This is a genomic window from Paenibacillus sp. NPDC058367, assembly GCF_042723305.1.
GTDB lineage: Bacteria > Bacillota > Bacilli > Paenibacillales > Paenibacillaceae > Paenibacillus_AQ.
Genome location: NZ_JBHXIZ010000001.1, coordinates 1608283 through 1629532, shown reverse-complemented (window position 1 = coordinate 1629532; position 21250 = coordinate 1608283). Strand labels below are relative to the sequence as shown.

Genomic DNA, 21250 nt, shown 5'->3' with positions numbered 1-21250 from the left:
TCTCTTTCCAAATGATGATTCTCTTAATTTACATTTGAGTTATATTCAGTCAGTATTTCGTCTGATTTGAGTGCTCTGCTATAAATCTTCAGTTCATCAATCATTCCCTTATAAGGTACGTCCCAATAGTTTACACCAAGAGTGAACACACCATTCTTGTTCTTAAACACATTCGGGAAGCCCTCACCGGAGAATTGCTCAACTCCGTCGAGGTATACCTTCACGGTACCGTTGTTGACCGTAAATGCTACATGCGTCCATTTATTCTCTGGAATCTTCATAGCGGAAACAGCATCATACCACGCCTCGCCAGACCATAGCAGTGTTTTACCTGCGCCGTTCTGTGGAACGAAGCTAATCCAGCTGTTTATCGAAGCAGCACCGAAGAAGGTTGTTGTTGCATCAGTAAGCTGCTCAGGGTTTAACCACATAGATACGGTATAGGTATTGCTGTCAATTAATCCATTAGGTAACCGGATTCCGGAAACACCGTCAAATACTGCTGCTTGATTAGTGATACCGTTACCGTAAGTGATGTTACCTACAGTTGGAGCCTCGATTTTTATTCCCGTAACCTGTCCAGTACCGACCAATTGGAGGGAGTCATCAAGGTTTCCATCAAAAGCATAATAGGCTACTTTTCCATCCGTAACGTTTACCTTATAGTCTGCTGAGACACCACTGCCATCAGCCGCAGTGGCTGTAATCACTGCTTCGCCACCTACCGTTAGTGCGGTTACGGTTCCGGTTGTAGCATCAACTGTAACGGCGCTAGGATCACTAGAACTCCAAGTAAGTTTCTTATTTCCGGCATTGGTAGGAAGTACTTTTACTTGAGGGGTAAAGGTATTCCCCACAGCCACATCCATTTCAGCATCACGGATGGTTATCGTACTTACTTTAATATTACTGTCAGGCTCACCGTTTACCAGCAAGTCTACAGCTTCAGCGGAAAGTGCACTTTCGTAGATACGCAGGTTATCAATCAAACCTTTGTATGGGATATCCCAGTAGTTTACACCCAGGGCGAATACTGCATCTGCACTGTTAAATACATCCGTAAATCCTTTTCCAGTGTACTTCAATACTCCGTTCACATACAGCTTCACAGTCCCGGCATCGTAAGTGAAAGCTATATGCGACCATTGGTTAACTGGAATCTGCATGCCTGCTTCTGCATCGTGGAAGGTTTGGCTACCAAACCACATCCGGGTAGTAGCTCCACCGTTTCCATAAGGCAAGAGACTAATCCAATTCGTATCTGTTGTAGCACCAAAGAAGGCTGTAGTGAATTGAGTCAGTTCTTGTGGGTTAAGCCACATGCCTATTGTGTAGGTGTTGCCTTTAATCAAACCATTTGGTAGGCGAATACCGGAGCTACCGTCGAATTTAGCTGCAAGACCAACTTCACCTGTCTCATAGGTGATGTTCCCACCAGTATTGTTAATCCGATTGCCGGTAATTGTACCCTTATCAGTACGATCTCCGTTCTCTGAAAGATCTCCTTCAAAATCATACGCTGCCACCAAACCGTCTTCCAGTATATTTCCAGTCAGTTCCATTACAATGATAGTAAAGGTCTTAGTTGCAGTAGACTCACCCAGCGCAATCGTAGCAGTAAGTTCAATCGTTGCGTTTCCGAGTCCTTTTTCAGGACGAACAACTGAACCATCGTTTCCTACTACGGCTTCATTGGAAGACGACCACGTAATGACTGTTCCTCTAACGTCCTCAGTTGGGAGCGTAAGATCTTTGTATACTTTACTTGTGTTGCCCAAGCTTAAACTATCTTTAACATTGGATACAATTTGATCTGTGCTCAGCAGTTCAATTTGGCTGCCCCAGACGGTAACACCCTTATTGGACATGGCTGTGAAAGTCATAACATTGCTCTGACGAGTGGAATCCCATTGTTTTACGAATACACCTTTGTAGAGATTTTGTACAGCAGCTCCGTTTTCTATTTCATTGATGAGCAGGTCGGCGTAATACTCTCCTTTTAGCTCCCAAGAACCGGTTACGGACCCTGTAATGGTTCCATCACTTCGCAGTTCGATAGCTGTTGTGGATTTAATTTTAGCAGAAGTATCTTTCCCGTGATTCACGAACTGGTAAGCTCCAATAACATCTTCCTGCATAACGGCTGCGATAGTTTCACCAGTGTAACGATGAGGAGAAGTGAGCGGCCATCCATCTTCGTTGGTGAACATTTGATGCACACGAAGCTCATGTGTTTCACCACGCTGCGGGAAGCGAGTGTGGAAGAAGTTGAATATTTTACCCGTCTCTTCATCATAATTGACTGAATTATGGCCTGATGCAACATAGCCGTAAGTTTGGAAGTCTGGATCACTATTCACGTTCGTGAACATGAAATTACCAAGAACTTTGTTGCCAATGGCCGAATGATCATTGGTCGTTGCCAGCACTGCACTTTGTCCGGCAGCATCCACATAAGGACCATCCGGATTCATTGAACGGAATTGACGCATATTGTAACCACCGTCGGACGCAAGTCCTCCATAAGTTACGTATAAGAAGTAGTAACCTGTATTTTTGTCGTAAATGATATACGGACCTTCGCCCGATTTGGTCATACCGCCAGAAATATGGGTACCGAAATACCGGTCGATTAGACGTCCATCAGCGGTCGTTCCATCTTTACCCGGATATTTTGGCTCGCCGGTAGTTGGATCTATTTCTAGAATAAATATACCGCCTGACCATGATCCATAAGTCATCCACAGCTTGCCGTCTTTATCGTAGAATAACGTCGGGTCAATTGCGTTTGTATACGTTTTGTTCTTATATGAACCGCCTGCGTCAAACCAATCTGGGTTGGCATCTTCTAGTGTTCCGTTATCAATAAGCTTCTGAATATTTGTGTTTGTCCATTTTTTGTTAATTTTGCTGTTAGTATCGTAATCTTCTTCCTTGGTGAAGCCGGAATAAATTACGGTATTTCCATAGGTATAAGGACCTTCAATATTTTGTGAAGTGGCAAAGCCAATCGCTGAGCGGATGTAAGTGGAAGAAGCACTGTAATACATCATGTAAGCGCCAGTGGTTCCGTCCGCATTCTTATAATCCTCATTCCAGAAAACGTCTGGAGCCCATATGGAGAACCCGCCTTTACTGTCAGAATCGTTCTCTCCAGCCCATTTAAAGGATTCTGCCAGATTCGCGGAAAGATCACCAAAGAGTACGTTGCCTGGTGTTGTATAACCATTTGTGAAACGAGTCCAGTTCAGCAGATCATCCGATTTGGCCGCATCGATATGAGACCCGAATACATAATACGTTCCTTTGTCTACAGCCACTGACGGATCATGTACAGAAACATTGGTGAGTGCTGGTGCCGTTGCTGACGGACCCGGCGTAGCAGTAGGAGTCGCTGTAGCTGTAGGAACCGGGGTAGTAGTAGGTGTAGCAACAGCGCTGCCGTCCGATCCACCAGAACCTGAACTACCAGAACCAGACGTTGCCGTAGCTGTCGGAGTAGGTGTTTCAAATTTGATTAAGTTATTATATTTACTGTCAAAGCTAACCTTCCCGGTGCCTTGGATAGTAATCATATCGTTTATACCAAGGATAAGATTCTTGATTGCTGCACCAGCATCTACACGCAGCTTGGCTAATTGGTTCAATGTAACTTCAGTAATATTGCCTGCGGCTAGATGTAGTGTAGGCACTCCTACCGCTCGTACCTCAGCAGAATCAAAATTTCCTCTCAGCCTGATGATTGAATCGTTCGGGAGCGTATTCTCTATAACGACCCGGCCGAAGCCTGCTCCCGTCAAAGTAGTATCTTCCTCAAGCATTACACCGGAATGTACACGTACACTTGGTACGGTACTCGTTCTTTTAGTAACGACGCGGAGTTTCCCATTACGCTTATCTACAACCATGTCACCTGCATTAGAGTTACTAAGTACGATACTATTTTCGCCGCCGCCGGATACGAATATTGTTCCTTTAACAGTGACGTTATTCAGCGTGATATCACCTTCTGCAATACCTTCGGTAAGGTACAGGTTTCCGGAGATGGTGGAGTTGTTCAACTCAACACCCGGGTTACTAATTACCATATTCTGAGTGGTAATCCCCGTATAACTCCCGCTCTTAGAAGTGATTTCCCCGGCCAACTTCTCAATCATACGCAGTGCTTCCGCTCTTGTTACGGCTTTTGCGCCTTTAAAGCTGCCGTCACTATAACCATTCAAATAACCTTCACCAAATAAAGATAATACAGCTTCTTGGCTCCATGAGGGTAAATCTTCAACATCTTTTGGTGCAGAGGTATTTGCAGAAGAATTGAGCTGGAATAGTCTGTGCAGCATAACCGCGGCTTCTTGACGACTTACTACCTGTGTTGGTCGGAAGGTGCCATCGCTATATCCTGATACATATCCTGCAGCCGAAGCTTTCTGGATATCGCTGTAATAAGCACCTGACTCCAGTACATCCATGAAGGCGATTTCTGATTTTTCCTGCAAATTAAAGACCCGATTGATCAATGTGACCCATTCCGCGCGGGTGATCTCTTGATTAGGTTTGTAAATTCCATTTCCATAGCCTGAAATCAAGCCCTTATCCACCCAGGATTGAAAATCTTTCTGTGCCCAGTGGCCTGAATAATCGACAGCCTGTTGTTGCGTGGATGGTGGGATTGTTTTGGAATCGCTTGCAGAAGCTGCTGAAATGAATGGTGCAGGTACTAGCAGCGTGAGTGCAAGAAGTGAAGCGGTTAGCTTACGAGTTGTTTTCCTCAAATTCATGATCCTCCGATTCTATTGATTAGAGATTGCGGCGGTACGAAAAATGTAAAACGCTTACAATAGAGCTACTAAAAAAACGTTTTTCACAAATCAAAATGGATTTGTTTTATGTTTATACAAACCATATCGTGGAAAACGTTTTATATTGATCTCATTTTAAGCATGATATTAGCATATAGTCAAATAGAAATTTATGAAACAATGAATCTATTTATATTTTTATTAACAAAAGGTAGTTGGGTTTGGATAGCGTATGAAAAGTACTGCAGATTACTACTGGAGTTGTGGAAAGTGAAAGAAGGTGGGAAATGTGGGCGATAAAGAGATGGATAGGGGAAAGTGATAACTGGTTCATATCACAGTACAGATAGGGGGGGCTAATGAAGAATAAATACTAATTAGTTGTTCGCCCCCATGAAAGAACCAACCTTGATACATTTGCATACTAGAAGATTTTAAAGGTAATACATTTTGAACATGATATCTTGATCATGATTTCCGAATTTTTTTCCGAAAATTGTTGCGCCTCCGACGTGTTTTGCATCTTCCTTCACTTCGATCCGGAAAGTCCATCGGTCACAGGTCGTATCTAAATCCTCAATCGAAACGGAAGACATGGGGTCACCGTCAATGTATGTTCCATTGTGATTAGTAATTCTAATCGTTTTTAGTAATCCATACTGGTTAATATTGTGCGGCCACCACTCAGGTGTGAATTTACCTCTTGCATCAGCAAAATCTCCAGGGCTTGTCCAAGTACCTAATTCCAAGCCGTTCAATGAAAAGGTGATGTCTGAAGGCCATACGTCATTGGCAAATGGAAATTCGGAAGAAAGCTCTAAGCTAATTTCAAATTGCTGCAAGGTTTCATCTTTTTTTAGAAAATTGGCAATGTTGTATTGAACATAACCTTGGGTAAACCATAGAATCTCTGCATCGACTCTTTTAGAATCCATGAAATACTTAGGTTCGTCTACTCTGCCGATAAACTCTTTCTCTGTGGCAAGTCCGCATGTAGGCTTCAGATCATAATCCGTATAATGACCAATCGGCACCGATGTCTCATAGGAGGCAAAGGAATGAAAGATTTTTTTAGGAAAGTTAATCTCAATATGGTCGACTCTAAGAATTGAGATTTTTTGCATTCCGGATTTACCAGGAACTTTTTCTGTTTTTATGATTCCTGCATCTTCTAACTTTTTAATGTGTTTTGTTACGATGGGACTGCTTATTTTAAGTTCTTCTGCCAAATCTTTGATGTTCATCTTGTTTTTGGAGAGTAACTGAATGATTTTTATTCGTACTTCACTTGCCAAGGCTTCATAAACAACGAGAGAGGACTTGTCTATTTCCAATTGCATTTTATCCACTTCTTTCAAAGTAATTTCATATACTGTAAAGTTTATTAATCTCTATATAAAGTAACACGAAAGGTAACTGAAGTAAATAATATATCGCTTTCATCTCCTCTTAATGAACTAAAAGGTTAACTAAGTTTTAAAAAAATCTATTAAGTTTATTTAAAAGTTATTGACTACGCTTTCAAAGCGACTGTATACTAAGTTTAAGTTAATCGTTTCCAACAAAGTTAATGTGAATGATTATCTTAACATTACAGCTGCAGGGGGAGAGAGTAATGAAAAAGAAATTTGGAGTAGTATTAGCAACGGTTCTAATGTTAACGACAGTGTTAGCAGGATGTGGTGGTAAAGATGATAGTAAGACGATTACGTTCTGGACACCGCTGACTGGTGATGATGGTGCTTATATGGATCAAATCGTTAAAGACTACAATGCAACGAATCCAGAGATTAAAGTGAAGCACGTTATTACAGCTGATATGTACACGAAAATTTCTACCGTTTTGGCTTCCAGCAAAGGTGTTCCTGATTTAGCAATTATCCACGCTGACCGTGTTCCTGGGTTTGTTAAGCAAGGTGTCTTAGAACCTATGCAAGATACTGTATTGCCGGCACAACCTGAACTAAAAGCTGAAAATTACTTACCACAAGCTTGGAACACTGGTAACATCGACGGAACGCAATACACAGTACCTCTTGATATCCACAGTAACGTAATGTATTACAATAAAGATTTGCTCAAGAAATATAATGCTGAATCTTTCTTGGATGATAACGTTGTTACGATTGATGAAATGCTTTCCTTACAAGGTAAATTGGATGAAGGTGACTATGTAGTTAATGATGCCTTGCTCGGATGGGTTATCCTGGCTCAAATTCAAAACTTGGGCGGAGATATTCAGGTGGACGGCAAACCGGCTGTTAACTCCCCAGTATTTAAACAAGCCTTTGAAGATGTTAAGAAAATTGCTGATGCTGGTTTGATGACTCCATTTGGTGAAGACGGTTACTTGATGTTCCAATCCCAAAACGTACTCTTCTCCACAGACGGAACTTGGAGTTCTACCGCACATGCTGGAGTTGAAGGCTTGAACTTTGGTGTGACTAACATTTATTCTCCAACCGCTGATAAATTCACGAATAGATCTTCTTCTCACTTGTTCGCTATGCTTAAGAACGATAAGAGAACAGATGAAAAAGAAGTAGGGATTGCTAACTTCTTAGAATATGTGCGTACAAACTCAATGGAATGGGCAAAAGCTGGTCAAAACGTCGCAAGTAACGTAGTTAACCAAAGTCCAGAATACCAAAACTACATGCAATCCTTCTTTACTTCTAATGAAAAAGAAATTGAATCCCTTTACATTTACACATATGAGTACTACCCATACATTGCAGAAGCAGTAGATACTTATTGCGCAGATATCGTTCGCGGTAACGTTGATCTAGATGAGACCTTGGCAACCATGCAGAAGTTTGTAGAAGATAAGATCGCAGAAAGCAGCAGTGCAGCGAAATAAAGCGAAATAGAATAGATTGTACGAAGTAATGTGCCGTATATTGGTGCATTACTTTGTGCAAAAGGAGAAATGAAATCCTATGAAAAAGAAAATAAACTGGGCACCTGCCTTCTTTGTAGGTCCGCACGTCATTTTGTTTGCTGTCTTCATTTTATTGCCAACGATTTATGGGATTTATGCTTCATTTACAAAGTGGAATTTAATGAGTGACCCGGTATGGGTAGGCTTTGATAACTATAAGGCCATTCTTTTTGATGGCAAATCAACGTTTCATACTCAATTTTTCAGAGGTCTGAAAAATACTTTGATCTTTGTGGGTCTCTCTGTTCCATTATTAATAGTTATCCCATTAATGGTTGCTGTTGCACTAGAACATAAAAAAGTTAAAATGAAGAGCTTAATTCAATCTATTCTCTATATTCCGGGCTTGATTTCGATTTCTGCGGCTGCACTAATCTGGCTTTTGATCTTTAATAAGCAATTAGGGATTACTGGTAATCTATTCGGATCACAAATTGCTTGGCCTGCAAATCAGCCGTATGCGTGGATTATCATCATTGTAATCACACTATGGGGCGGTATTGGGGGCAACATGATTATTTATCGTGCTTCCTTAAGTGGCGTTGCGCAAGAATTATATGAATCAGCCGAGCTCGATGGTGCGGGTTCAATTAAAAGATTCACAAGTATCACCTTGCCATCTATTCGTTTTCCATTAATCTATACCTTTGTTATGACAACTGCCGGAGCCTTCAATGTATTCGGCCAACCGTTAATGATGACTGATGGCGGGCCTCGACAAAGTACACACGTACTCATGATGTATATTCGTCAATTAGCTTTCGGAAACGGTGAATCCATTGCAGGGATGGCATCGGCGATGGCAGTGTTATTGGGATTAGTAATCTTGGTAATCTCAGCGCTGCAATATTATGTAATGAACCGAAATGCTACATAAGGTTCTAGGGAACTAATTGATTAACAAGGAAATGGAAAAGGTAGGTGTACTATAATGTCAAATCAGGCGGTAAATGGCCTAGATAATCGTCCAGTTGTAAATAGAACAGGCAAAGTAAAAGGATCATCCAATGTTAGCATTTCAAAATATGTATCATATGCTTTTTTGCTTATCCTTTGTGTGATTTGGATTATTCCAGTAATATTCGGGATTTCCACGTCTTTTAGATCACAAACGGAAGTGGTTTCCTCAGGCTTTAGACTATTTCCTGAAACATGGGTTTTTGAGAACTATGTTACGATTCTGAACAATACTTCTACAGCCCCAATTCTACGTTGGTTAGGCAATTCATTGTTTATCGCTACAACCCACACGATCCTGGTCGTTATTGTGATTTCGATTACAGGCTTTGGTTATACCCGTATTAACTTTAAAGGAAGAGACACACTGTTCTTTACTTTGTTGGGGATCTCCTTTTTCCCGGGTGTAGTTAACTTAATTCCTTCTTATAAAATTATCGATTCCTTGGGCTGGGTAAACACTTCTTGGGCAATGATCATTCCCGGTCTTGCGGGTATGGGGAATATCTTCTTGGTCAGACAGTTTATGAACGGTATCCCAAAAGAATTAGATGAGTCTGCAAAAGTTGATGGTGCTAGTGACTTTAGAATTTTCGCGCAAATTATATTGCCGTTAGTTAAGCCGATTCTGATTGTTTGCGGATTGTTCTCCTTTACGGGATCTTGGAATGACTTCCTCTGGCCGGTTATCGTGTACACAGATGTAGACAAAATGCCAGTCACAGCTGGGTTGCTCTTGCTACAAGATATCTACGGAAACTATCGAATGATCGGGCAATTAATGGGGTCGGCAATCTTGGCAATCGTTCCAACCCTGCTGTTATTTATATTTGCTCAAAAATACTTCGTTCAATCTATTAACTTGAATTCAGGTATTAAAGGGTAGATCAAATGAACATAGCTTAAATACACCTTGCCTTCTTATAAGGAAGGGTGTGTTTTGGTGACCCATAAAATTAAAAATAAAGAGAGATATAGGAGTTGTCATCATGAGAGAATTCAATGCGAAAAATCCGCTTATTGAGCAAAGGGCAGATCCATGGATCTATAAACATACTGATGGTTATTATTATTTCATAGCTTCGGTTCCGGAGTTTGATAGAATCGAGCTTCGTCGTTCTGAATCCATTCAGGGATTAGCTGAGGCTGAGGGTAAGACCATTTGGGTTAAGCATGAAACAGGCTTAATGAGTGCCAATATTTGGGCACCTGAGATTCATTATATTGATGGAAAATGGTACGTGTATTTTGCAGCTGCACATACCTCCGATACGAAAGATGGCTTATTTGATCATCGCATGTTTGCCATAGAAAACTCATCCGTAAATCCATTAGAAGGGGAGTGGGTGGAAAAGGGTCAAATCAAAACGAAATGGGAATCCTTTGCCCTGGATGCAACCACTTTTGAACACAGAGGGGTTAGATACTACGTATGGGCACAAAAGGATCCCGATATCCCTGGTAATTCTAATATGTATATCTCTGAAATGGAAAACCCTTGGACGTTAAAAGGAGAGCAGGTGTGCATCACCACGCCTGAATATGATTGGGAAAAAATCGGCTTCCTGGTGAATGAGGGTGCGGCAGTTCTTAAGCGAAATGGACGTATTTTCATGACTTTCTCGGCAAGTGCAACAGATCATAACTACTGTATGGGGTTGTTAACCGCTGATGAGGATAGTGATTTAATGGATCCGAAATCATGGGTCAAAACACCAGAACCTGTGTTTACAACTTCTGAAGAAAACGGTCAATATGGACCGGGACATAATAGCTTTACAGTCTCAGAAGATGGCACACAGGATATCCTAGTGTTCCATGCTAGAAGCTATAAGGAAATTGTGGGAGACCCGTTATATGATCCTAATCGGCATGCGCGTGTGCAAGTGATCCAGTGGAATGAGGATGGAACGCCAAACTTTGGTGTCCCTAGACCGGATACGAAATCTTAAAATAATGCTTCTCTAGTGTGAAGAAGCTTATTATATTCTTCTATATGAAAGAGGGACGCTCCAGTAGCCACATGCTATTGGAGCGTCCCTTAATCTTATAATGGAAGATCCCGTCGTCTGAACAGTTCGATCCCTATGGCAAAAGCGAGAATACCGATCAACAGTAACCAACTAGAAACCTGAATAATCTCCACGTTTCCTTGAACGATTTTACCAGGCTGATAGAAGGAGAACAAGGTCATGTAACGTAATCCCTCCAGTTTATCGCTTATTTTGCCTAGCAGATCCAGAGTGAAGAATCCGAAGGTGATAGCGCCGGAAATTCCAAGCGCTTTTTTCTCATCATTACAAACCGAGGATACGAGGAAAGTGAGTCCCCCCACGGCAAAAAACAATAAAAACGCTACGCTATTCAGCTGAGCGAATCGGCCGCTATTAAATTCATATTCACTGCCGAGGAACCATGCTTTACCTAATAATCCGGCGAGTGTGGTTACGCCCATAATCAGGAGCAATGCTGTTGTGAGTACAAGCGCCTGCGTGGTAGCTACTTTTCTCCGCGTAGTTGGTGCTATCAGAAGATAAGCCATAGAGCCACGATCCACAAGTCGAGCCATGAGCTGCGTCGACATTTGTACACATACGATGGATAGAATCAGTACCAGAATAAGTCCATAATATTCTCCTGAGATAAAAGCCTCAGCACTGGTAAATCCGCTGTTTAATCCAAAGGCTTTACCTACACCTTCCGGCATAGCTTTAATGAGGTCATCAATGGCTTTTGTGCTTCCGGCGATCCCTGGATATAGCCAGATCATAAACAGAATATAGAAGGCAGAACCGAAGGCGTAATTCATAATGCCTTTGAGGTTCACCCTCATCATTTCTTTATAGAGTGGAAGATTCATTGCACGGCCCCCTCACGGTCATAATAGTCCATGAAAATGTCCTCTAGATTCTGCGTGAACACATCCATACTGCGGATATTATATTTCCCGGTCTCCTGAATGAATCGATCGTAATTACCCTGAACGGCAATGCGGACCATATTCCCTTCACGAGCTTCCACTTGCAGGCCGGAGGCGGCGAATTGCTCTGCATCTTCGCGACTCGCGAAAACAACCTCAAACAGCTTCCGCTGCATCGATTGTAATTCGTGGATATTTTTTATAGTGATGATACGTCCGTCTTTAATGATCGCAGCTCGGTCACAGGTGCGCTCAATTTCTTGAAAGCTGTGAGAGGACATTAGAAATGTGGTTCCGGCTGCTTTTTCCTCCAATACGAGATCTATAAATAACTTTTGCATAAGCGGGTCGAGTCCCGAGGTTGGTTCATCCAGAATAATAACTTCAGGATTGTGCATGAAAGCTGCGACAATACCGACTTTTTGCTTCATTCCCTTTGACATTTTGCGGATCGGAGTTGAGGCGTCAAATTGCAGTCGTTCAATGAGGCGGTCACGTTTAGTAGTGTGCTTCATCCCTTGCATGCCAGACATGAATTTAAGGAAAGAAATGCCTGTCATCCCGTCAAAAAAGTTGATTTCACCGGGGAGATAGCCGATATGCTTCTGGACCGTACCTTGTGCTTTCCATACATCAAGTCCATGGATGCTCGCATTACCTTTGTCCGGCTTCATAAATCCCATGATATGTCTTATGGTCGTAGATTTACCCGCGCCATTAGGCCCCAGAAACCCAAACACCTCACCTTTATTTACGGTAAATGTAACATCTTCGATTCCCTTGCCATTCGAAAATCGTTTGGTTAAGCCTTCAACTACAAGCATGCCGCCACCCCCGCTGCAAAATAATGAACTATTACTAATTGGATATTTCATATGTTATATTATTCCTAGTGAATAGTGAAGTCAATGGAATTATGAAATAATTGATAATAAATATTTCATTAAATTTAAATAAGCGCACTATATAATGAAGTTAAGGGTGGATAGCATGAATGGATTTGAGAAAAGAGCCGCTCAAATAAAACTCAAAATTATGAAGACTACGATGGAGATGCTCAAGAGCTGCGAGCCCAAACGTCTCCGGATCGCAGACATTGCGAAAGAGGCAGGCGTCTCACAGGTGACGATTTATAATTATTTTGGCAGCAAGGAAGCACTGCTTGGTGAGGCCTTTAAGGATTTTATAGAGAAGGCCATTCACGAATTTGAAGATTACATTCATGGAGAGCATTCTCTAAAAGAGATTATTGAATACATTATGACGATGGAGAGAGAAACCTACAGTTCATTGTCTCCTACGACTGTGAAGGAGCTTATGATTGAGGACCAAGAAATGTTTCATTATATTGAAGAACGTTACACAAATGACGTTTTACCATTGATGGTCAAGATGGTGGAGGACGGCAAAGTACGAGGAGAAATTTCAAATAAAGTGTCCACCAAAGGGATACTTTCATTTATAGGAATGTATATGCGAAGTTCGGGAGAAATGCTAGATGAAGCCAGCAAACAAGAAGATATAGATGCCTTCCTGGAGGAAGCCATCCATCTCTTCTTCTATGGCATTTGCGGGCGGGAGCAGGAGTAGCGTGAGGTTTGCAACCTGTTACCCTAATTCATCATGGAAAGAGCGGATTCCCTGTCATCCCTACCCACAGCTCGGATTGTTCAAGATGGGCTGCAAGCTGAAGCAGTAAATCTTCCCGGCCTTTAGCAGCCATTACCTGTACCCCCAACGGTAGACCCTCTTGCGACATATGGACGGGAACGCTCATAGCTGGCTGACCCGTCAAATTGGCGAGCTGGGTGAACGGTGTGTAGGTTAGGCTTGGTTTAAACATAGCGTAAATCATTCGCTCTTGTTCCTCTTTCGGCAATTCATGTACATGCAGCAGTTTTTCGATTTCAGCAGAGCTATGCGTTAACTCGCCAATCTTAGGGGCTGAATCCGCATTTGTTGGTGTGATATACAGATCGTAGCGGTTAAGCAGACCTGCCATTTGTGCGGCTGCAATATCCCATTCATCCAGACTATGCACAAATTCTGCCGCAGAGACTTTTCTTCCGGCTTCCCCAAGGACCCAAGTAACGATATCGACTTCACTGGAAGTAATGGAACGTCCCATCATTTTTTCCAGCGATACGAACATCGCTGCCACTTCGCCAGTATTCATCGTATAGTAATTCTCCATCAGCCTAACACCATTTACTGGACTTAGCTTTTCTTCAACTTCATACCCCTCAGCTTCGAGCCATTTTACAGTTTTGAGCACAGCAATGACTGCTTCATTCGTTACAGGAGTGCCTACTGGAGACGCTGTTGTGAACGCTATGCGCAGTTTTCGCTGTGCTGGCTTGAATAGATCGTCTAAATAGACGCCCGGATATAGTGGTGTTTGAAAAGCAGCCTCTGGCTGCACAACCTGTAGTAGATCCAGCATGGCAGCACTATCGCGTACGGACCTTGTCAATGCAAAGTCAATAGAAGCGCCTTGCCATTGACGACCGACACCTGGTCCTACTGGAGTACGTCCACGGGTGGGCTTCAGTCCGAACAAGCCGGTGAACGAGGCAGGGATACGGATCGAGCCGCCACCATCACTAGCACCCGCTGCCGGAACAATACCAGAAGCTACAGCTGCAGCTGCACCACCACTTGAACCGCCGGGGGAATATTCGGGATTCCACGGATTACGTGCCGGGCCATGAAGGACGTTCTCGGTAATGTTTTTGAGGCCGAATTCTGGTGTATTCGTATGTCCAAGCGGAATGAATCCGCCGTTTCTGATTCGTGCTACATAGTTCGAGTCACGTCTGGCAATATTGTCTTTCATAAGCAAGGCACCCGAAGTAAGAGGTTCTCCAGCGATAGCTTGGGAGATATCCTTGAGCAGAAAAGGAACGCCGGCAAACGGGCGAGTGCTATCATGAACAGGCATATCGTCAGCTTCCTTAAGAGCAGCTTCTCTACGAGTGCGTACGACCGCATTAAGAACTGGATTAACTTCATCGAGCCGAGCAAAAGCGGCTTCGACAAGCTCACGAGGGGAGACTTCACGTGCTTTGACAAGCGAAGCAAGCCCTAGAGCGTCATATGTAGAATAAGAAAAGGACATGATAGATAACCTCTTTCGAATAGGCGTGAATTGCCTGTATTTTATATATAACAATGTATCATTTATCGTCAGTAAAGGACGACCAAGCCCTTTCTTCTGATCCCATTATACATCTCGATAGTAATGATTTGAAAATGGATATCTGACATCTATCAATTCTTTTTTATGCCCGATTAGGCTATACTTAGTGTTAAATGGATCTTATGGGGTGTACTGATGAACGAAGATAAATATCAGAATGTTGATGGACTAATGGAAGCTTTCCAGCAATTTGCCAGGATGAATTGGCGTAAAACTACAGTCTGGGGATTGAAGCCAAGTGAGGTTCGGATGTTGGTTTCTTTAAAGCTCGGCAAGGAACGGGAAGGGAAGAAGGGCCAGACCGTGTCAGATATCAGCAAGTTTCTTAAAGTCACTTCTCCTACGGTTACACAGATGGTCAATAGTCTGATTGCACAGGGATATGTAGTGCGTTCTCCCGATGCCCAGGATCGCCGAATCAGTGAGATCACGCTTACGGAAAAAGGAGAGCATTTGGCCGAAATGGCTGTGACGAAATCCCGAAATACCTTTAAAGGCATGATTGATTATATGGGTAGAGAAAAGACAGATTCGTTAATGGAGCTGTTAAACGAAGTCTACGATTATTTCGAAGAATTGAACGATCAACCAACCGAATCCTAATCTCCTTCACATAAAAAAGAGATGCCGCACAGCCAAAGCTGTTTACGGACATCTCTAATGTATATTTATTTGTGATTAATGTGCAGCAGGTACTGACTTTTTAAGGTTTTTGCCTTCGCTTTTTCCCTCTGCAGTTACCTCTGTTTTTTTCTCACCACTTCGTAACGGAATCTCTTTAAGGAACAGGACAAGCAATGCTGCGATGACTAACAGTGCCGTGCCGCTTAAGAATACAACCGTCAGAGAATCGCTTAGTGCGTTCCGCAGCATCTCAATCAATTGATTGAAGAGCGGCTGGATCTGCTCTGGCAGCGTTGCGTGCAGTTCCTTCAGCTTAGGCTGATCTAGCAGCATTTGCGGATTCATAAATGCGGAAAGTTGTTTAGCGGATTCAGGGTCAAGTTTGGTTAAATCTGGACCCTTGCCAGAGGACACTGCTGCCTCTAGTTTATTCGTTAATGAAGTGTTCATGATGGTACCCATAATCGCGATACCAATGGTTCCACCTAAATTACGGAACAAAGTATTTGTAGCAGTAGCAACTCCTAGCATGGAGGGAGCTACAGCATTTTGCACGGTTAAGGTAAAGACAGGCATCGATAGTCCTAAACCAATCCCGAAGACAATCATGCTGACTACGGCCATCGCAATGTTGCTCATAAAGGCCATTATGATCATGGCTACAACCATAAATGGCATACCCATCAGGGCATAACGCTTGTATTTACCTGATTTGGAGATCCATCTACCCACGAGCGTACTAAGTACAATCATTGCCAGTGACATTGGCATATTAATGAATCCCGAGTTGGTTGGGGAGACACCTTCTACACCTTGGACAAAAAATGGCAGATAGATCATTGCGCCCATCATACCGGCATTCATCAGGAAGCCGACAACCATGGAGATGGTTACGATGGAATTCTTAAATAAGGATAATGGCAATACTGGACTTTTAGCTTTTCGTTCAATCAGAATTAAAATAATAACTCCGAGAATAGATGCCCCGAACAAGCTGAGAATCTCTGGGGAACCCCATTCATATTTTGTACCCGCCCATGAAAAGCCGAGCAAGAGTGCAACAATGGTAAGGGAAAGGAAAATGGAGCCTAAGTAGTCAATGGATTCTGAAGTGGAGCGTGCAGTTTTAGGGAACATTTTCCAAATCATGAAGAAAGCCACGATACCGAAAGGCAAGAAGATCCAGAAGATCCATTTCCAAGCCATGTGATCCACCATGAAGCCCCCAAGGGTAGGACCAATTACACTAGAGAATCCAAATATGGCCATCATAATTCCAGTCCACTTGGCTCTCTCTCTAGGAGCGAACAAATCACCTACAGCGGTTACGGTAGCCGACATTAGAATCCCGCCGCCAAGACCTTGAATCCCGCGATAAGTGATCATTTGGAAAATATTTGTCGACAATCCGGACAGGAAAGCGCCTATAATAAAAATAACGATCCCCGCTAATAGGAATGGCTTTCTTCCATAGATATCGGATAATTTGCCGACAAGTACGGTAGCGATTGTAGAGGTGAGCATATAGATGGTAATTACCCAAGTATAATGTTCAATGCCTCCTAACATCGCAATAATTCGGGGCATTGCAGTACCCACAATGGTCTGGTTGATTGCTGCGAAAAACATAGCCGCCATTAAAGCAATCATAATTGTAACTTTTTTCTTTTGCGTAAGATGCTCCAGAGCTGTTCCTCTCCTTTAACTTCTATATATTGTAGTTTGGGAATTCATGTCTTAATAATTAGGTAGCCAAACTATCATTTATGTATAATACACAAATTCATCATTTAGCACAACTGTTTAATTATTTAATTTTTATGGAAACAGAATGTGATTTGGACTTGATTTTTTGGAAATAGGTAAGTAATCTAATTAGATTGAGTTAAATTGGAGGTGCCCTATGGATACTCAAAATAGTCAAGAGCAAAAGCTAATTATAGCCTTTGAAAATATTAAACGTTTGACCTCTCGTCCGTCCTCAAAGGAAGTGATTTCGTATAGAGAATTTATGATGATGTATGTCATAAACAATTTAATGAAGCGAAAGAAGCTTTCAGACGAAGTCGAAGAGCAGCAGGGAGTCATGATTTCTAGATTAAGCGACTTGCTCCAAATTAGCAGACCTACTGCGACACAAATGGTTAACAGTTTGGAGGAGAAGGGTTACGTGGTGCGAACAACGTCCGATACCGATCGGCGGGTTGTATATATTGGTCTGACGAATAAAGGGGAGCAGATTTATGATTCCCAGATGGCTACTTTTTCAGGTATCTTAAGTGAAGTTACGGAAAAGGTGGGTAAGAAAGAGATCGACCAGTTGATTTTTCTGTGTGATCGTTTTCAAGAAGCGGTGCATGAAGTCAGAAGCCGCCAGCTTTTTACTCAATCCGATGAAGATCCGCTCGTTATGGATTCCGTATAGCGACCATTACAAAAAAAGATATTTCGGTGCCTCTGCCCGGAACGTCTTTTTTAATTATAAGAAAGTATAAGTTTCGCGATATACTTTATCCTTATAATTCTCGCATAAACGCTCACTGTCCTTTAAAGGACGCCGAAGGCGTTTTAGCTTGCAGCATCCAGAGCAAGGAGGAATTACAATCAGAATATTAGCGATTAGCGACATTCACGGAAGCTATTCCGAATTCAACGCATTATTAAAAAAAATAAACTATCGGCCATCCGAGGACAAGCTCATCCTAATGGGGGATTTTGTGGATAGAGGTCTCAATAGTAAAGGAATTGTGGATCAAGTTATGGCCCTAAAGCGGGAATGGGGCGTTACTGTTCTAAAAGGCAATCATGATAAAATGGCCTATGACGCGCTCACCAGCGAGGATGATAAACTGGATACGCATTGGCTAAACAACGGTGGTTTGTATACATTGATGAGCTATTGTGAGGCGGATTCTGATTTTTTTAAAGCGGATTTTGGCTGGCATGATTATATGATGCTGAAAGAAGAAATTAGACAGAAATACAAACATCATTTGGACTTTCTAAGTTCATTGCCACTTTATCATGAGACGGAAGACCATATCTTTGTCCATGCAGGCATTAATCCATTAATAGCGGATTGGAAGCAGCAGGATCCATATGATTTTATCTGGATCAGAGAGCCATTTTATACGAATCCTGTAGTTAGCACTGACAAAACGGTTATTTTCGGTCATACCTCGACGATGGATCTACATGATTCGGAAGACATCTGGTTTAGTCCGCTGGGCGATAAGATTGGTGTGGATGGTGGATGTGCCTATGGTCAACGTCTGAACTGCTTGGAGATTTCCGGAGGGGAATACATCACACATTTTGTTCGGAATGGGGAGAAGCCTTGAGCTGTCTCTCTTTTTTTATAATAATAGAAAGTATAAGTTTTTCACCTATCCTTTGTAGAATAGCACTGTATTTAACGCCAACTATGTATAAAATAAAGAATAGGGGGTGTAATAGATGAATGCAAACAACAAATATCATATCCTCATGCAAGGGACTATCAGCAACAATGTGAGCGAAACCTGCAAGGAGTTTGGCATATCCCGGACGATCTATTATCAGTGGTGTAAAGCTTACCAAGAGCAGGGGATGGATGGACTGGCAGAGAAGGAACGAAAGCCGGTAATGCCTAATAAAGTGGATAAGCGAACGGAAAGATTGATCTTACAATACGTTGCCAAATTCCCTGAAGATGGACCCAAGCGAATCTTTTACGAACTGCAGGATGAGGGTGTGAACATAGGAGAGTCAGGTATTTATAATGTGCTGCGTCGAAATGGACTTAGTAAGAGAATAGAACGGGAGGCTTACGCCAAAGAAGTTAAAGCAAAGAAGCGGGACGGCGCGCAAGCGGCTAACAGCAGAGGATGTAAAGAGAAACCCAAACCTCTGGACTATAGGATGAAAAATCCGGAAAATGCTCATCCCGGGTATATGTGCCAACAGAGTATTAGCTATATGGGAGTGTTCCCGAGGGTAGGAAAGGTGTATCAATACGTGGTCTACGATGCCTATTCCAGATTAGGCTTAGTTAAGCTATATAATCGGAAGTCCGCCATTCATTTTATCGATTTTATGGATTTGAAGGTCATCCCATTGATGAAGACCTTAGAATTCCAAATTGATAATCTGGTTACGAACAAGAGTCGTGAATTTACTACGAACTGGGATAGAGGTAAACATAAATACAGCGATTTTTTACATAAGAACAACATAAATCAAGTAGCTATTACTGCAGATCAGACAGAAGTATTTCAGCCCTTACAGCAATTTGTAGCAGTGTTGACGAAAGAGTTCTATCAGCAGGCTTGGTTGGATGATACGATTGATTCCTTTGAGACTTTAGAAAAGCGCTTACACGAATATTTGAGGATCTATAACTTCAGCAGGGTGATCACAGACGGACCTAATCAAGGTAAAATACCATCGGATGTCGCACTTGAGTATGCAGGTCAGCGTGAGACCTTGCCATTATGGTTATTTACAAGGAGATAACGGATGATGACTAATATGAAGTATGAAGACAGAATAGGGATCATCGGTGCAGGGATTTCTGGGGTTACAGCTGCCTACCAACTAGCGAAAAAAGGATATACTCATATTACTCTCCTTGAGAAGTCGGACCGAGTAGGTGGCAAGTGCCACTCCATCGAATACAAAGGGAAAACTTATGAAATGGGAACCCTAATCGGCTTGCCAACTTATAAACATACGATTGAACTCATGAGGGAGTTTGATCTTATGGATAAGGGGCCACTCTTGGAACGGGGATTTTTTGATACAAATGGGCGAAAAACTACTCAGATTCCTATGGACCAAATTCAGATGTTTACCCAAGAATTCAAACGGTTGCCGGAAATTTTGAAACGTTATAAGTCACTACAAGAACCGGGTTTTCTACACTTACCGGCAGATCTATGTCAGCCCTTTTCAGATTGGTGTACGGAGAATGAGCTATCTGTAATTGGGCAGGTGTATATGCATTACTTCAATACTTTTGGTTTTGGGAGTATTCAGGATGTGCCGGCCGCCTATGTATTGAAATTTCTTACTTATGATAATTTATTATCCTTTATTGAGATCACTCACATGATAACCTGGCCTAAGGGAGTCACTGAACTCATTAGAAGAATGGCCGACCAAGTAGAGGATCTGCGTCTGACTTGTGAAGTGCTACATATGGAGCAAGAGGGAAATGGTCAAGTTCGGGTGGAAACAAACCAGGATATCTTTTATTTTGACAAGGTTATTTATACTGCTTCCTTAGAGCATCTGGGCGATATGATTCACTTATCTTCGGTAGATAGAGCATTATTTGAGTGTATAATCTACGAACGGTTTCGGGTATATGCCTACAGAGTGAAGGGGTTGCCGGAGCTTTCTGGATATATCCCCTGCAATATGAATCCTGAACGCAAGGGACATATGATGGCATGGTATTACAGGTGGGCAGATATGGGAACAACGGATCTAGTTACGGTGTATGTAGCGGAGAATGATGAGATGACAGATCTCGAGATGAGGGAAAAGGTAGAAAATAAACTTCGCGAGCTTGGCGGCGAGAATATCCGTCTGTATATGATGAAGCGCTGGAAGCAGTTCCCTCATGTGGATTCTAATGCGATCCGTGAAGGCTTCTATGAACGGCTTGATCAGATGCAGGGAAGAGATAAGATCTATTATGCTGGAGAAATCATGAATTTTCCTACATTGGAGAACTGTATCGTATATTCGAAATACTTAGTTGAAAGATTTTTTTAAAAATGCGTGAGTAGTAAGCCTTGTCCACAAAGAAATTTGTCGGCAAGGTT

General features: G+C 42.3%; 16 protein-coding genes. 10 read left to right on the top strand and 6 right to left on the bottom strand.

Annotated features, from left to right (window positions below):
• Positions 1 to 23 precede the first annotated feature (23 nt).
• Positions 24 to 4772 (bottom strand): LamG-like jellyroll fold domain-containing protein, encoded by a 4749-nt coding sequence (locus tag ACFWMP_RS07060; protein ID WP_379422715.1) that lies wholly within the window; start codon positions 4770 to 4772, stop codon positions 24 to 26.
• Positions 4773 to 5233: 461 nt separating this feature from the next.
• Complete coding sequence (locus ACFWMP_RS07055) at positions 5234 to 6139, bottom strand: ArsR/SmtB family transcription factor (protein WP_042186035.1); 906 nt, start codon at positions 6137 to 6139, stop codon at positions 5234 to 5236.
• Positions 6140 to 6414: 275 nt separating this feature from the next.
• Here ACFWMP_RS07055 and ACFWMP_RS07050 point away from each other — a divergent pair, with 275 nt between their 5' ends.
• From ACFWMP_RS07050 to ACFWMP_RS07035, 4 genes are all read left to right on the top strand, one after another.
• Entirely contained in the window at positions 6415 to 7659 is a 1245-nt protein-coding gene (locus tag ACFWMP_RS07050; protein ID WP_339246106.1) for an extracellular solute-binding protein, read from the top strand.
• Between the two features lie 79 nt (positions 7660 to 7738).
• Positions 7739 to 8617 carry a carbohydrate ABC transporter permease gene (locus tag ACFWMP_RS07045; protein WP_042186039.1) on the top strand — a complete coding sequence of 293 codons (879 nt, stop codon included), beginning with the start codon at positions 7739 to 7741 and terminating at the stop codon, positions 8615 to 8617.
• Positions 8618 to 8671: 54 nt separating this feature from the next.
• Positions 8672 to 9583 carry a carbohydrate ABC transporter permease gene (locus ACFWMP_RS07040; RefSeq protein ID WP_042186041.1) on the top strand — a complete coding sequence of 304 codons (912 nt, stop codon included), beginning with the start codon at positions 8672 to 8674 and terminating at the stop codon, positions 9581 to 9583.
• Positions 9584 to 9686: 103 nt separating this feature from the next.
• Entirely contained in the window at positions 9687 to 10649 is a 963-nt protein-coding gene (locus ACFWMP_RS07035) for a glycoside hydrolase family 43 protein (protein ID WP_379422711.1), read from the top strand.
• Positions 10650 to 10744: 95 nt separating this feature from the next.
• Here ACFWMP_RS07035 and ACFWMP_RS07030 read toward each other — a convergent pair whose 3' ends face one another.
• Positions 10745 to 11557, bottom strand: coding sequence for an ABC transporter permease subunit (locus ACFWMP_RS07030; RefSeq protein ID WP_379422709.1), 813 nt, complete (start codon positions 11555 to 11557; stop codon positions 10745 to 10747).
• Positions 11554 to 12441, bottom strand: coding sequence for an ABC transporter ATP-binding protein (locus ACFWMP_RS07025; protein ID WP_379423540.1), 888 nt, complete (start codon positions 12439 to 12441; stop codon positions 11554 to 11556). The genes ACFWMP_RS07030 and ACFWMP_RS07025 overlap by 4 nt, the downstream gene beginning before the upstream one ends.
• A 166-nt stretch (positions 12442 to 12607) precedes the next feature.
• Between ACFWMP_RS07025 and ACFWMP_RS07020 the strand changes: the two genes are divergently transcribed.
• Complete coding sequence (locus ACFWMP_RS07020; protein ID WP_379422707.1) at positions 12608 to 13207, top strand: TetR/AcrR family transcriptional regulator; 600 nt, start codon at positions 12608 to 12610, stop codon at positions 13205 to 13207.
• A gap of 31 nt (positions 13208 to 13238) precedes the next feature.
• Here ACFWMP_RS07020 and ACFWMP_RS07015 read toward each other — a convergent pair whose 3' ends face one another.
• A complete protein-coding gene (locus ACFWMP_RS07015) occupies positions 13239 to 14735 on the bottom strand; it encodes an amidase (RefSeq protein WP_042186059.1) in 1497 nt (498 codons plus the stop codon).
• 216 nt (positions 14736 to 14951) lie between these two features.
• On the opposite strand from ACFWMP_RS07015, the gene ACFWMP_RS07010 reads away from it, so the two are divergent.
• Entirely contained in the window at positions 14952 to 15419 is a 468-nt protein-coding gene (locus ACFWMP_RS07010) for a MarR family winged helix-turn-helix transcriptional regulator (protein WP_379422705.1), read from the top strand.
• Positions 15420 to 15494: 75 nt separating this feature from the next.
• Here ACFWMP_RS07010 and ACFWMP_RS07005 read toward each other — a convergent pair whose 3' ends face one another.
• Positions 15495 to 17126 carry an MDR family MFS transporter gene (locus tag ACFWMP_RS07005; protein ID WP_379423538.1) on the bottom strand — a complete coding sequence of 544 codons (1632 nt, stop codon included), beginning with the start codon at positions 17124 to 17126 and terminating at the stop codon, positions 15495 to 15497.
• 217 nt (positions 17127 to 17343) lie between these two features.
• On the opposite strand from ACFWMP_RS07005, the gene ACFWMP_RS07000 reads away from it, so the two are divergent.
• From ACFWMP_RS07000 to ACFWMP_RS06985, 4 genes are all read left to right on the top strand, one after another.
• Positions 17344 to 17865 (top strand): MarR family winged helix-turn-helix transcriptional regulator, encoded by a 522-nt coding sequence (locus ACFWMP_RS07000; protein ID WP_052404196.1) that lies wholly within the window; start codon positions 17344 to 17346, stop codon positions 17863 to 17865.
• A gap of 148 nt (positions 17866 to 18013) precedes the next feature.
• The gene (locus ACFWMP_RS06995; protein ID WP_379422702.1) at positions 18014 to 18781 is read left to right on the top strand and encodes a metallophosphoesterase family protein; all 768 of its coding nucleotides are present in this window, start codon (positions 18014 to 18016) and stop codon (positions 18779 to 18781) included.
• A gap of 115 nt (positions 18782 to 18896) precedes the next feature.
• A complete protein-coding gene (locus ACFWMP_RS06990; RefSeq protein ID WP_379422700.1) occupies positions 18897 to 19934 on the top strand; it encodes a helix-turn-helix domain-containing protein in 1038 nt (345 codons plus the stop codon).
• A 3-nt stretch (positions 19935 to 19937) separates the two neighbouring features.
• On the top strand, positions 19938 to 21200 hold the full coding sequence (locus ACFWMP_RS06985) for an FAD-dependent oxidoreductase (RefSeq protein WP_340968189.1): 1263 nt from the start codon (positions 19938 to 19940) through the stop codon (positions 21198 to 21200).
• Positions 21201 to 21250 lie beyond the last annotated feature (50 nt).